The following is a 12,826-nucleotide window of genomic DNA, read 5'->3' as shown; positions in this document are numbered from 1 at the left end:
AAAACCTCCCTGTCTGGTTTCAGCGCGCGACGTTCAGGGTGCGCGTGATTTCCACCCCATAGTCATTGATGACGCGCAGCTCGACCTGCCGCACCTCCCCGTTCACCGGCCAACTGGCCTGCGAAAACGGCGGGATCAGATCCGCCTGCGGGATCACGGTGCGTTTCGCGCCGCTCAGGATCGTGGCCTGGCTGACGTTGGCGTAGTAGCCGGTCGGGTTGTCGACGCGCAGCGCGTTGCCGATCTGGCGCAGGCTAAGGCGATCGATGACGTGGTTGGCGTCGCCGGCCAGCCCGGCGGGGCGATAGAACACCTTCAGCCGATTGGTGACCACCAGCAGCAGTTTGTTCTTGTCGCTGTCCGTCTGACGCACGGCGGGCACCTGCAGGAAGTTGAGGTAGAACAGCGATTCGCGATCGCGCGCCAGCGGCTGGCCGACGAACGACAGCCGCACCATTTGCCCGCTGTGCGGATTCATGCGGAAGATTTGCGGCGAGGCGACAAAGGGCGCATCGGCGTTTTCCGGCGTGGACTGCGGATTATTGATGTCGAGCCAGATCTGCATCAGCGCCGGGGTGCCGTCGTCATTGGTGAACTGCAGCGTTTTTTCCCGCGCCTCGGCGGGGTAGATCACGCGGTTGCCGAGCAGCGTTACGCTGGCCAAGGCGTGGGTGGCGGCAAAACTCATCAGGCAAAGCGACAGGGCGGCCCATCGGCGGGCGGAGCGGGTTATCTGCGGCATAAACGTGAACCGATAAAGGGAGCGAGTCATTCAGCGCCGCCCGCTAAGGAACGGCGCTGGCATCAACAGGTATGGCGCCTGACGCCGGCTTATTTGTAGCTAATGGCGAACTGGGCGGTGGCGATCACCGAACCGGCCGCCACGCCGGTGTCTTCCGCGTAGTAGCGGGCCACCAGATTCTGTGAGGTGGAGGTGGCGTCCTTCGCCAGCGTCATCGCGGAGGTGGTGACGGTCGAACCGCTGGCGAATGACAGCGGCGTGGTGGCGTCGCTGTCCAGCAGTTGAATGGACACCTTGGCCGCATCGCCCGCGTTGCCCAGGTTGCCGTTGGTGGTCGGGTTGTTGCCCGCCAGCACGGTTTTGATCGCCGTATCGCTGGTCGCCGCGGCGCAGCCCGTCACGTTAACGGTAAAGGTGGTGTCGCCGGCGGTGGCGCCTTTGGCGGCGAGTTTGCTGGCGGCGACGGTCGGCAGCAACACGACCGGGTTGGATTGGTTGCCGTTAATATTCACCGAACAGGTTTGCGTGCTGACTTCGCCTTTGAATTGCACGGTATTGGATGAGGCGGCCGCACAGGCGCCGGAGAGAGCCAGCATGGATAATGCGACTAATTTAACATTCATGTGAAATGCCCTTTAATTAACTTTAGAGAAAAGCTTTCCTGACAGTAATAAATTACTGACGTGCGTTTGTTGATTAATCATGTTGCGCAATTGTTTTTTAAACGCGTCGGCAAACATGGATTTTCATCCTAACAAACTAAGAATTTTCCCTATAGGTGTTTTCCACATGGTAATAAGGTGATGGTGTGGGTTGTTACATTTATTTTCATTTTCCCTTATATCATACAAAATGGAAAATAGATCTATATCATTGCGTTGCGTTTTTATTGGGTTGTCAGTTTTTACTTATGAAATAATTTGAAACATTCATGCCTTTTTTGCGTATTAATCAACGTGCTGAATGTTGCGTGATTATTTGAAAAACATGTTATCAAGATGTTTTATATCGGTGTGCTTTGCAAACGAATTACCCCAAAAAAGAACAGCGACAAGCTGCCTAAGGTGTGGAAGCATGTTTTCATGCTGATAAGGAGAATTAAAGTGAGAGTGATTTATATCGACGGTTCGTCGTTGTGCCGGTTAGGTATGAAAACATTATTGGGCGGTGGGGTGATAACCTTATCTGCGCCTAATATTAACATCGTTAAAAATATAAGCCCGGCGCCTGATTTAATTATCATGGATTTTCCCCATGAAATCTATCGGTTCGAAGCCTATTTGAGGTTTGTTGACCTTTGCCGCGCTGAATATAAAGACGTCCGGATACTGTTCTTCGTCGATAAGACTTCGCCGCTGATCCTGGCATTTATCGCGGCGGCGCGGCCGGATGCGATTTTGCACAAACGGGAAGCGCTGCAGGTGGTGCGGGAAACCTGCGCGGCGCTAGTCCGCCGTGAAGCGGCGGGCGAACGGCGCGTGGTGAGCCGGCATCGGGCGGCGGCGATCACGCCTGGCGAGGTGGCGGTACTGTGTGAAACCGCCCGCACCGAAGATATCCGCCAGACCGCGCGGCGGCTGAATTTGCACCCGAAAACCGTTTATTCGCACCTCAACAATGCCGGCAAGAAGTTCGGCATCCGTAATCGGGTGGAACTGCTGAAGATGATTGCGCTGTTGTAGCGCGCCGTTAACGGGCCTGGACGACGGCCAGCCGCCATCGCGCGATCGCACAGAAGGCCACCGCCCTGTATCAGGACTTCTTGCCGCGTTTTTACGTCAACGTGTTTTTTCACGCGCTGCCGCCAGGGTCGGCCTATCTCGGCGGCGAGCCGGCCGATGACTTCGTGCGGGTGACCATCGATCATATCGCCCGAGCCATGGACAACGACGCGGAGCAGCAGCAATTCCTGGCGGCCTGCACCCGCATCCTGCAACCCGACATCGCCGCCCGCGGGCTGTGTCGGGAACTGCACGCCGACGAAACGCCGTTCTCGCTGTGGACCATTGACGGATTGAAACCGCCGGCGCCGGGGTCTTCAGCGGGGGTGAGGTGGCGCAGCGAGAATCGGCCTTCGGCGTGGGGAGACGTTGATGGGGGCGCGGCGGCGGCAAAACGCTATTCGCCACCGCGAACCGTCATCAGCGCTTAGCCTTTTCGCTTAAAGACCTTCTGCCGCAGCCAGTGTTTGATCTGGCCCCAATACTCTTTGCCCAGCAGGGCGATGGCAATGACAAACAAGGTTTCACCGACCACGACAAGCGTAGAGACAACGACAATCTTGTAGGGAATGTCGAGGAACGGAATGACAGGAAATGCCAGCCAATACAGCAAAACCACGATAAGCATGGCAAACCCGGCTTTTTTCCTCCCGCTCAGGTTCTTGCTGCGTGCCAGTAGGCTGGGCAACTTGCGCAGCCAGTTTTCGAGATCGTCAATCAGGGTATAAACGACAGGGATAACCAGCAGGCTCAGCACGGTGGAGGTGATCAATCCTCCGATGACGGCCACCGCCATCGGGCTGCGGAAGCTGGGATCGGCACTGCCGAAACCCAGAGCCACGGGCAACATGCCCGCCCCCATCGCTAACGTCGTCATGATGACGGGGCGGGAACGTTTGTGGCAGGCATCAATCAGCGCCTCTGTCCGGCTCATGGGTTTATTGAGCACTTCGCCATTCGGGCCGTAATGGCCGCGCCGTGACTCGATCGCATAATCGACCAGCAGGATCGAGTTTTTGGTCGCAATCCCCATCAACATGATTAACCCGATCAGGGATGACATCGAGAAAGACTGGCCCGCCAGCAGTAACCCAACGAATGCGCCGCCCAATGACAGCGGGAGCGCGGCCAGAATGGTGATCGGTTGGAAGAAGTCTTTGAACAGCAGAACCAGCACGATATAGATGGCCAGGATGCCGGCGACCATTGCCGTACCGAAACCGGAAAACAGCTCCTTCATCATTTCGTCATCACCCTGCACAACCTGGTGCACGCCGGCCGGCAGATTCTGGACTGACGGCAGCTTCGCCACCTGAGCGGCCAGATCCCCGAGCTGGGTGCCCGACAGTTCCACGTCAAGGGTCACGCTGCGTGTGCGATTGATGCGATTAATCTGCGCCGGCCCACTGCCTTGCTCGATATTGACGATCTGATTGAGCAGCACCGGGCCTCTGGCGCCTGGTACGGTCAAACGTTCAAGTACCCCCATATCTTCACGGATGTCCTTTGACAGCTTGACGACGATCGGGATCTGGCGCTGCTCCACGTTGAATTTTGACAGAAACTGATCGTAGTCACCCACGGTTGCGATACGCAAGGTATCGGCAATCGCGACGCCCGATACCCCCAGATCGGCCGCTTTGGCGAAATTGGGCTGCAAGAGGACTTCGCTGCGCGCCAGCCCGGCGCTGGAGGCAATATTGCCGAGGCCAGGGATCTGCCGCAGGTCACTTAATACGGCATCGGCCGCCTTTGCCAGCAGCAGAGGATCATCGCCGGCCAGCACCAATTGGTATTTCTCACCTGAGCCGCCAAACCCCACCTTGCTGCGCACGCCCGGAAGCGCTGCCATCGCCGTGCGTATCTCGCCTTCGATGACCTGTTTCTTCGGACGCTCGTTACGCGCATCCAACAACACCGTCAGCGTTGCCATGCGAACATCGGTTTTTCCGTCGGAAGCCATGACATCGCCGCCCGTTGCGCCGCCACCGATGGTGGTATAGATGTTGCGGATATGCGGGATGGGGGCCAGGCGATGCCGAGCGCGTTCGGCCACTGCCTGGGTTTGTTCCAGCGTGCTCCCCGGCGGCAGTTCCAACGTCACCTGCGTCTGGGAGTTGTCATCTGCAGGGAAAAAGCCCTGGGGCAGCAGAGGGATAAGCATCAGAGAGCCGATAAAGAACCCGCCGGCCAGCGCCAGGGTGAGCCCGCGGTGCCGCAGCGTCCACCGACAGGCGCGCAGGTAGAGCGCCATCCAGAAAGGATCGCGCTGAGGGCGCGTATGCGGCTTCATCAGGTAGGCGGCCATCATCGGCGTCAGCAAGCGCGCCACAACCAGCGAGGCAAACACCGCCAGCGCCGCCGTCCATCCAAACTGCGTGAAGAATCTTCCGGCAACGCCGGACATGAAGGCCGTCGGCAGGAAAACGGCGATCAAGGCAAATGTCGTGGCGACGACGGCCAGGCCGATTTCCGAGGCGGCATCCATCGCGGCCTGGTACGGCGGTTTGCCCATGCCGATGTGGCGTTCGATGTTCTCCACTTCGACGATGGCATCATCCACCAACAGGCCAATCACCAGCGACAGCGCCAGCAGCGTGACGATACTGAGCGAGAAGCCCATCATGTCCATACCGATGAAGGCCGGTAAAATCGACAGGGGCAACGCCGCCGCCGAGATCAACGTCGCACGGATATCGCGCAGAAACATGAAGACCACCAGGATAGCGAGAATGGCGCCTTCATAAATCATGTGCATGGAGGCGTCGAACTCCTCCTGCACAGGCCGGACAAAGTCGAAGACCTGCGTGACGTGCAAATCAGGCCGCTCCGCACGCAATTGCGCCAGAACTTTTTCAACCTTGTCGCCGACCTCGACTTCACCGGCGCCTTTGGCGCGCGTGATCTCAAAGCCAACCACCTTCTGGCCGTTGAGGAGCGCAAGCGAACTGCGTTCCGCAATGGTGTCTTTCAGCGTCGCCACGTCGTCCAGGCGAAAACGTTGCCCGCCGGGCAACGACAGTTCGACCGCGGCTAATTCATCCACGTTCTTGACGCGGGCGACCAAACGCAGCGGCTGTTTTCCCCGCCCCAGATCGACTCGCCCGCCCGTCGCGTCCATCTGTACATCGCGCAACTGGCGGGAAACCTCGGCGGCGGTGGCGCCAATCGCCTCCAGTTTGACCGGATCGAGTTCGACTTGGATCTCGCGGTTCACGCCGCCCACACGGGTGACCGACCCTACGCCGGCGACGCCTCTCAGACGCCGCGACAGGGTATTGTCCACAAACCAGGACAGCTCATTCTCATCCATCTTGCTGGCGCTGATGGAAAAGGCCAGGACAGGCTTGCCCGTGATGTTGAGCTTGCGAACGATAGGATCACGCAAATCCGTCGGCAATTCGGTGCGAATGCTTTGCACGGCTGAGCGGACTTCATCCACCGCTTCCTGAACGGGTTTTTCCAGACGAAACTCCGCTGAGATATCGACCAGTCCATCCTGGATCGTGGTGCGCAGGTTCTTCAAACCCTGTACCGAAGAGACGGTGTCCTCCAGCTTGCGCGCCACCTCCGTTTCGAGCTGGGGCGGCGCTGCACCCGGAAGCGAAGCGGATACGGTGACCGTGGGCACATCCATGTCCGGGAAGCTCTGGATCTTCATCAATTTGAAAGAATAAAAGCCGGCAACGCTCAAGATGACAAAGAGCAAGATGGACGGAATAGGGTTGCGAATGGACCAGGTTGAGATATTCATAATGAGCCTCTTAGCGCGGTTCCGATGAGTGGGAAGCCTCGGCCGTGTTGGCCAACTGGACTTTATCGCCCTCATTGAGGAACACGCCGCCGCTGGCGACGATGCGTTCCGCGCCTTGAAGACCGGACAGGATCTCCTGCTGGTCATTCACCAGACGGCCTACCGCGACTTTAAGCGGATGTGCATGCAGCTCGTCATCTACGGTGAACACCAGGTGAAAACCGTCGCGCGCCACGACGGCGGATTGCGGTACGGTCAGCCCTTGCCGATCGCCTACCGTAATCGTACCGCTGGCATACGTGCCGGGCCGAATCGGCGAGGCATTCTTCGCGGTTGATGGGAGGATGTCCACATAGGCAATTCCGCGGCGCGAGGTCGAATTGAGCGTCGGTGCCGCCAGGCGCACGATGCCTTCCCAGGTGTTACCGCCAGGTGAAGCGATCTGCGCTTTTTGCCCCGGTTGGATTTGTTCCAGCTGCTGCGCCGACAATTCCGCTCGCCATTCAAATTTTGCCTGGCGGATCAGGCGGAACATTTCGGTGCTTTGCATAGGAACTGAACCGACCGCGGCCGATCGCGCGGAAATGATGCCGTCATCGGGGGCGCGCAATATCGTCTGGTCTAGTCGCAACTGCTGGGCCGCCATCCGCGCTTTCGCCGATTCCAGACGCGCCTGCGCCGTCTTTTCCTGGGTTAACAGCTTTTGGATATCCTGTTCGCTCAGGCTGCCGACACCGCGCAACAACCGCGCTCGTTTTCCGTCCGCTTGCGCATTCAACGCGACCGCTTTCGCTTCGTTGAGATCGGCTTTCGCCAGCAGCCAGTCATTCATCACGGAATCGCGTGTAAATTCCGCCAGAGGTTGGCCCTGGCGCACCACATCCCCTTCCTGCACCAACAGTTTTTGCACGCGCAGTCCATTGGCCTCCGGGCTGATGATCGCCTCTTGCCAGGCCGCAATCGAACCATTGGCCGTGATGGTGCGGGAAAGGGATTGTCTTGCCGGCGTCGTCAGGGCCACGGTCAGCGTCGGTTTATCTGCCGGTGGGGCAACCTTGTCCGCCGGCGCATCGCAGGCCGATAAGGCGGCGGCAATCGGCATCATCAGCGCGGTTGTACGAAGTGTCTGTAAAGACCAAAAGCGGGGGCGCGTGTTTTGAGCTATCAGTTGTGTCATCGGGAGAACCCATAAGGTAATTATTTGTCGGACCAGTCGCCAACGGCGCGGCGATGTATTGTTCTGTATTGAATTTCAAACGAATCCGGTGCTGTTCTGCTGCGGTTCAGCCTGGCGTTGAAGCATTGCCCGCTCTGACGAAGTGAACAAACGCCGTATCCACTTCCGCACGGTCGATCGCACGCGGTTATGATGCTCATGCGGTTCAGCCTGCCAATCCGCTGCGCTTTCGCCGGGTTCGGTATCCACGCGCGATAAATCCAACATCAAGGAAACGGAATTCCTGGTGGTGTGGCGGTTGCTCCCGTTTCCATCGGCAGCGGTCTTGCCACGCTCGGCGACGTCCCCACGCAGAGGGGAGGTCGTTCGAAGCGGAGGCGTTTGTCTCGCCCGTTCGGGGGATTCAGGCAATGGCGCGCTTTGGAGAGAGAACGCGTGTTGTCGCCGGCAGGTGCGTGATGCGTAATAGAGGGCCGCAGCCTCTGCCGCAACCAGTTTGCGAGCGTCATTCCATAACGCTTGAACGCACTCCAAATTTGCACGCGCAACCGGCGTTTTTGCTCCGCGCTCATTCTCCTCGTGGCTGGGCTTGCCAGCCGGAGCGCGCAAGCGCCGGGCGCCTGATTCATTTCGGGCGGAGGGCCATGCATTCCACACAGGCACATGTGCCGAGTCAGGCAGGGAGGCTCGCCATGTTGCAGGAACATGCTGGGTTCCTGACAGACGGTCTGATGCAGGCGAGGTTACGCACCCGCAGAGGATCAAAGACACGTTGAGAATAAAAGAAACGATTGTGAGTCGGCGGAGCCTTGGACAGGCCCGTCTCCGCAGCATTTTTAGTTTTGAAACGGGTGGCATGATTGTCGTGTCTTTTTTAATGCGTGAGTACATACTCATTATTAAATTAAAAAAAAAGAAGCTAGATGGCTGTATGAGCGCCAGGAAGCTCAATGGCCCGCACCATGGCTTCATAACCTGCGCGTTTGTAAATATCCAACAGGTGCGGTTTTTGAACGGCCATATCGATAACGCCATTGGCCATTACCGTGCAGATCATGCCCTGAAACTCGCTCGACTGCGCTAAATCCAGCCCTTGGACCAATGGAATACCCAGCTGGGAAATATCACCGAACCGTACGCTTCTTTCCCTCTGTGCAGGGGATAACTTGCCGGAGACCATCAATTTGTTCCCTGTCGCATACGCGGCGGGATTGGCGAGCGCCCAATCAATGTAGGCATCCCAGGCGAGCTGCATTTGATCTTTACCCGGCAAAACGCCCTGCAAGCTTTGCGTCAGCAGGCGCTCCATTTCATCAAGCAGGTAGTCGCAGACTGCGCTCAGCAGTACGTCCTTATTTTCAAAGTAGCGGAACAGCGTGCCTTCCGAGACGCCGGCTTTCCTGGCGATGGCCGATGTGGGCGCCGCTAATCCTTGTTCGGCAAAAATGTCGGTGGCGGCCTGCAAGAGCGCCTGCTGCTTTTCTTCACTGCGGGGACGGGCCACGGTGAGGCTCCTTTAATAAGTGAGTAAATACTCATTATAAGGGCGTGAGGGAAGATGACAAGCTTTTTCCTGTAGGACAAGGGATCAACACGAGAGCCGTTTTTCGTGCTGCGATGCGAATAATGCCGTCATGACGGGCGCAATGAAACGTACGGCGAGATCGTTCTGTGGGAAACATGAGACCGTGATGCTCTGTGTCCAGACCGTCAAAACACAGAGCCGAGAAACAAAAAATCCACGCCGAAGCGTGGATGTTTCCGTTTCCGGCAGCGGAGAAAAGCGCTGCGGGGAAGGGGTTAGACGTTGAACAAGAAGTTCATCACGTCGCCGTCTTTGACGATGTAGTCTTTACCTTCGGAGCGCATTTTGCCGGCTTCCTTGGCGCCTTGCTCACCCTTGTAGGTGATGAAGTCGTCAAAGGCGATGGTTTGCGCGCGGATAAAGCCTTTCTCGAAGTCGGTGTGGATCTTGCCGGCCGCCTGCGGAGCGGTGGCGCCGACCGGGATGGTCCAGGCGCGCACTTCTTTCACGCCGGCGGTGAAGTAGGTCTGCAGGTTCAGCAGCTCGTAACCGGCGCGGATCACGCGGTTCAGGCCCGGCTCTTCCAGACCCAGCTCGGCCATGAATTCGTCGCGCTCTTCGTCTTCCAGCTCGGCGATGTCGGATTCCACGGCGGCGCACACGGCGACCACCACGGAGCCTTCGGCGTCGGCGATTTTACGCACGGTGTCCAGGTACGGGTTGTTCTCGAAGCCGTCTTCGTTGACGTTGGCGATGTACATGGTCGGCTTCAGCGTCAGGAAGCTCAGGTATTTGATCGCCGCCTTGTCTTCCGCGGTCAGATCCAGCGCGCGCAGCATGCCGGCGTTTTCCAGGTGCGGCAGGCATTTCTCCAGCGCCGCCAGCTCGGCCTTGGCGTCTTTGTCGCCGCCTTTGGCTTTCTTCTGCACGCGGTGGATGGCGCGCTCGCAGGTGTCCAGGTCAGACAGCGCCAGCTCGGTGTTGATGACGTCGATGTCTTCGGCCGGATCGACCTTGTTGTTGACGTGGATGATGTTGTCGTTCTCGAAGCAGCGCACCACGTGGCCGATGGCTTCGGTTTCGCGGATGTTGGTCAGGAACTGGTTGCCCAGGCCTTCACCCTTGGACGCGCCTTTCACCAGGCCGGCGATGTCGACGAATTCCATGGTGGTCGGCAGAATGCGCTGCGGCTTGACGATCTCGGCCAGCTTATCCAGACGCGGATCGGGCATCGGCACCACACCGGTGTTCGGTTCAATGGTGCAGAACGGGAAGTTGGCTGCTTCAATGCCCGCTTTGGTCAACGCGTTGAACAGGGTGGATTTGCCTACGTTAGGCAGGCCGACGATACCGCATTTGAATCCCATGTTGTAATCACCTTAAATATCTTAACTATCAGCTGGTTAGGTTTAACCGACTGCATAAAGGGCAAAATAATGCCGCCATTATACACGTAATGGGCGTTTATCTCGATCAGACTTGCTTGGCGGGGGGGAGCGCAGCGCGGGCGACCGGTTTTTGATTGAGATTTGGATCACATTTACCCATACTGGCCGTTTCGATTAACCGACAGGAAACGCGCCGGATGTATTTCTTGCCTACGCCACCCTGAGCTGTGCCCGCCTGCACTCTGCCGCGCCTTGCGGTACCCCATACCCGCTACGCGGGGAGATGATGTCATCTGTCATAAGTGAATAATGCATGTTTAACCTGAGTAACGTCAGGATCGCGGACGTTAAAAATGAAGTCCTGGCGGGCTTTGTGGTGGCGGTTTCGATGATCCCCGAGGCGGTCGGCTTTTCGCTGGTCGCCGGTCTTTCGCCGATCGTCGGTTTGCATACCGCGTTTATTATCGGCCTGGTCACGGCGCTGTTCGGCGGCAAGCCGGGCATGGTTTCCGGCGCCGCCGGCTCCATTGTGGTGGTGCTGATGAGTCTGGCGGCGCAGTACGGCATGGGTTACGTGCTGTGGGCCACGCTGTTTGCCGGGGGGATCCAAATTCTGATCGGCGCCTTCCGGTTGGGCAAGTTCATTCGGCTGGTGCCGCTGCCGGCGATCCACGGCTTCGTCAACGGTCTGGCGATCGTCATCATGCTGGCACAGCTGAAGATGATCGCCGGGCAGGGCCCGCTGATGTACGGCTTGGTGGCGCTGGCGATTGCGGTGGTGGTGCTGTTCCCGCGCCTGACCAAAGCCATTCCGTCTTCGCTGGCGGCGCTGCTGGTGGTCTCGGCATTGGCGATCGGCCTCAACCTGCACACGCTGCGGGTGGGCGACCTGGCGGACATTTCCGGCGCGCTGCCGCACTTCAGCCTGCCGACGGCGCCGTTTACCCTGGAGATGGTGCGAGTGGTGCTGCCCTATGCGGTGGTGATCGCCCTGGTCGGTTTGATCGAATCGCTGCTGACCATGACGGTGCTGGATGAAATGGGCGGCAAGAAGGGCAACGGCAACCGCGAGAGTATCGCGCAGGGCGCCGGTAACGCGGTATGCGGCCTGTTCGGCTGCTTCGCCGGCTGCGCGATGATCGGCCAGTCGATCATCAACTTCACCTCGGGCGGGCGCGGGCGCATCTCCGGCACGGTAGGCGCCATCCTGCTGATCCTGTTCGTGGTCAGCCTGTCGCGCTATATCGGCCTGCTGCCGGTGGCGGCGCTGGCCGGGGTGATGCTGGTGGTGTGTTACAACACCTTCGAGTGGAGCTCGCTGCGTCGCTTGCGCCGCATGCCGAAGGCGGACGCGCTGGTGATGGTCGCCGTCACGCTGATCACCATCTTTACCGATCTGGCGGTGGCGGTGATCAGCGGGGTGATTATTTCGGCGCTGGTGTTCGCCTGGCAGCAGGCGCGCATCCGCGTGCGTCAGCGGCAGGTAACGGGCGACGTGGCGGTGTATCAACTGGATGGCCCGCTGTTCTTCGGCTCTGCTGCGGCTTTCGCCGAGCTGTTCGACCCGCAGAGCGATCCGCAGAGCGTGGTGCTGGATTTTGCCGGCACCCGGGTGATGGATTCCAGCGGCGTAGAGGCGATCGATAAGCTGACGGCGCGCTATCTGGCGGCGGGGAAAAGCATTCGTCTGCGCCACCTGAGCGCTGACTGCGTGCGCCTGCTCAAGCGCGCCGGGCCGTTCTGCAGCCATGAGCTGGACGATCCGCAGTATTATGTGGCGGAAGAGGGCTTCACCGCCGATGAGCGCCGCGTGGGCGAGGAGACCTTCAACCCGCGCGGCTAGAAGCCGGTAGCGGGCAGGGCGCCCGCTGCGGCAAGGTTCAGGCCTGCGCCTTGAAGCTGTGCAGGCGCTGAACGGTTTTTTCCAGCCCGTCCTTCATCAGCATCTCGGTGCAGCGCAGCGATTCGTCGATCGCTTCGTCGATCATCTTCTGCTCGCCGGCCGGCGGCTTGCCGAGCACGAAGCCCACCACCTTGTTCTTGTCGCCCGGATGGCCGATGCCGATGCGCAGGCGGTAGAAGTTCGGGTTGTTGCCGAACTTGTTCTGGATGTCTTTCAGGCCGTTGTGGCCGCCGTTGCCGCCGCCGAGCTTGATTTTGGCCACGCCGGGCGGCAGATCCAGCTCGTCGTGCGCCACCAGGATCTCGTTGGGTTCGATGCGATAGAAATTGGCCATCGCCAACACCGCTTTGCCGCTCAGGTTCATGAAGGTGGTCGGCACCAGCAGGCGCACGTCGTTGCCCGCCAGGTTCAAACGGGCGGTGTAGCCGAAGAACTTGCTCTCTTCTTTTAACTGCTGATTGTGGCGCTGGGCCAGCAGATCGACGTACCAGGCGCCGGCGTTGTGGCGTGTCTGGGCGTATTCCGCGCCCGGGTTGGCGAGGCCGACTATCAATTTAATACTGCTCACTGGGAGATTCGCTATGATCAGGGTAATGGAAAGGGCCTTAGTCTACCT

At 58.9% G+C, this 12,826-nt stretch carries 9 protein-coding genes and 1 pseudogene; 3 read left to right on the top strand and 7 right to left on the bottom strand.

The window, feature by feature from the left end; genetic code table 11:
• Positions 1 to 19: 19 nt before the first annotated feature.
• Together CRO23_RS14485 and CRO23_RS14480 are read right to left on the bottom strand one after the other, a co-directional pair.
• Entirely contained in the window at positions 20 to 772 is a 753-nt protein-coding gene (locus tag CRO23_RS14485) for a fimbrial biogenesis chaperone (RefSeq protein ID WP_255253512.1), read from the bottom strand.
• Between the two features lie 59 nt (positions 773 to 831).
• A complete protein-coding gene (locus CRO23_RS14480; protein WP_033640638.1) occupies positions 832 to 1,365 on the bottom strand; it encodes a fimbrial protein in 534 nt (177 codons plus the stop codon).
• 618 nt (positions 1,366 to 1,983) lie between these two features.
• Between CRO23_RS14480 and CRO23_RS14475 the strand changes: the two genes are divergently transcribed.
• Both CRO23_RS14475 and CRO23_RS14470 read left to right on the top strand, forming a co-directional pair.
• Positions 1,984 to 2,424, top strand: a complete 441-nt coding sequence (locus CRO23_RS14475) for a helix-turn-helix transcriptional regulator (protein ID WP_255253511.1) — start codon at positions 1,984 to 1,986, stop codon at positions 2,422 to 2,424.
• Positions 2,425 to 2,462: 38 nt separating this feature from the next.
• Positions 2,463 to 2,894: pseudogene (locus CRO23_RS14470) on the top strand (tautomerase family protein); the annotation flags it as partial.
• Here CRO23_RS14470 and CRO23_RS14465 read toward each other — a convergent pair.
• The 4 genes from CRO23_RS14465 to ychF form a co-directional block, all read right to left on the bottom strand.
• Positions 2,891 to 6,217: an efflux RND transporter permease subunit gene (locus tag CRO23_RS14465; RefSeq protein ID WP_097102323.1), complete on the bottom strand. Its 3,327-nt coding sequence runs from the start codon at positions 6,215 to 6,217 to the stop codon at positions 2,891 to 2,893. The pseudogene CRO23_RS14470 and the gene CRO23_RS14465 sit on opposite strands and share 4 nt — an antisense overlap.
• A gap of 10 nt (positions 6,218 to 6,227) precedes the next feature.
• Positions 6,228 to 7,394, bottom strand: a complete 1,167-nt coding sequence (locus CRO23_RS14460) for an efflux RND transporter periplasmic adaptor subunit (RefSeq protein ID WP_100225597.1) — start codon at positions 7,392 to 7,394, stop codon at positions 6,228 to 6,230.
• Between the two features lie 919 nt (positions 7,395 to 8,313).
• Entirely contained in the window at positions 8,314 to 8,898 is a 585-nt protein-coding gene (locus CRO23_RS14455; RefSeq protein WP_016928107.1) for a TetR/AcrR family transcriptional regulator, read from the bottom strand.
• A 296-nt stretch (positions 8,899 to 9,194) separates the two neighbouring features.
• Positions 9,195 to 10,286, bottom strand: coding sequence for a redox-regulated ATPase YchF (gene ychF, locus CRO23_RS14450; RefSeq protein WP_004941048.1), 1,092 nt, complete (start codon positions 10,284 to 10,286; stop codon positions 9,195 to 9,197).
• 334 nt (positions 10,287 to 10,620) lie between these two features.
• Here ychF and CRO23_RS14445 point away from each other — a divergent pair, with 334 nt between their 5' ends.
• Positions 10,621 to 12,150 (top strand): SulP family inorganic anion transporter, encoded by a 1,530-nt coding sequence (locus CRO23_RS14445; protein ID WP_016928106.1) that lies wholly within the window; start codon positions 10,621 to 10,623, stop codon positions 12,148 to 12,150.
• 37 nt (positions 12,151 to 12,187) lie between these two features.
• On the opposite strand, the gene pth is transcribed toward CRO23_RS14445, so the two are convergent.
• Positions 12,188 to 12,778, bottom strand: a complete 591-nt coding sequence (pth, locus tag CRO23_RS14440; protein WP_028128042.1) for an aminoacyl-tRNA hydrolase — start codon at positions 12,776 to 12,778, stop codon at positions 12,188 to 12,190.
• Between the last annotated feature and the right edge of the window lie 48 nt (positions 12,779 to 12,826).

Origin of the sequence: Serratia sp. JKS296 (assembly GCF_900215445.1) — a bacterium.
In the GTDB taxonomy this organism is placed as follows: Bacteria; Pseudomonadota; Gammaproteobacteria; order Enterobacterales; family Enterobacteriaceae; genus Serratia; species Serratia marcescens.
The sequence above is the reverse complement of the archived record's forward strand: the minus strand, read 5'-3'. Positions and strand labels throughout refer to the sequence as shown.

Coding starts and splice junctions, on each gene's coding strand:
- CRO23_RS14485 (WP_255253512.1), bottom strand. CDS start 772: ATGACTCGCTCCCTTTATCGGTTCACGTTTATGCCGCAGATAACCCGC.
- CRO23_RS14480 (WP_033640638.1), bottom strand. CDS start 1,365: ATGAATGTTAAATTAGTCGCATTATCCATGCTGGCTCTCTCCGGCGCC.
- CRO23_RS14475 (WP_255253511.1), top strand. CDS start 1,984: ATGGATTTTCCCCATGAAATCTATCGGTTCGAAGCCTATTTGAGGTTT.
- CRO23_RS14465 (WP_097102323.1), bottom strand. CDS start 6,217: ATGAATATCTCAACCTGGTCCATTCGCAACCCTATTCCGTCCATCTTG.
- CRO23_RS14460 (WP_100225597.1), bottom strand. CDS start 7,394: ATGACACAACTGATAGCTCAAAACACGCGCCCCCGCTTTTGGTCTTTA.
- ychF (WP_004941048.1), bottom strand. CDS start 10,286: ATGGGATTCAAATGCGGTATCGTCGGCCTGCCTAACGTAGGCAAATCC.
- CRO23_RS14445 (WP_016928106.1), top strand. CDS start 10,621: ATGTTTAACCTGAGTAACGTCAGGATCGCGGACGTTAAAAATGAAGTC.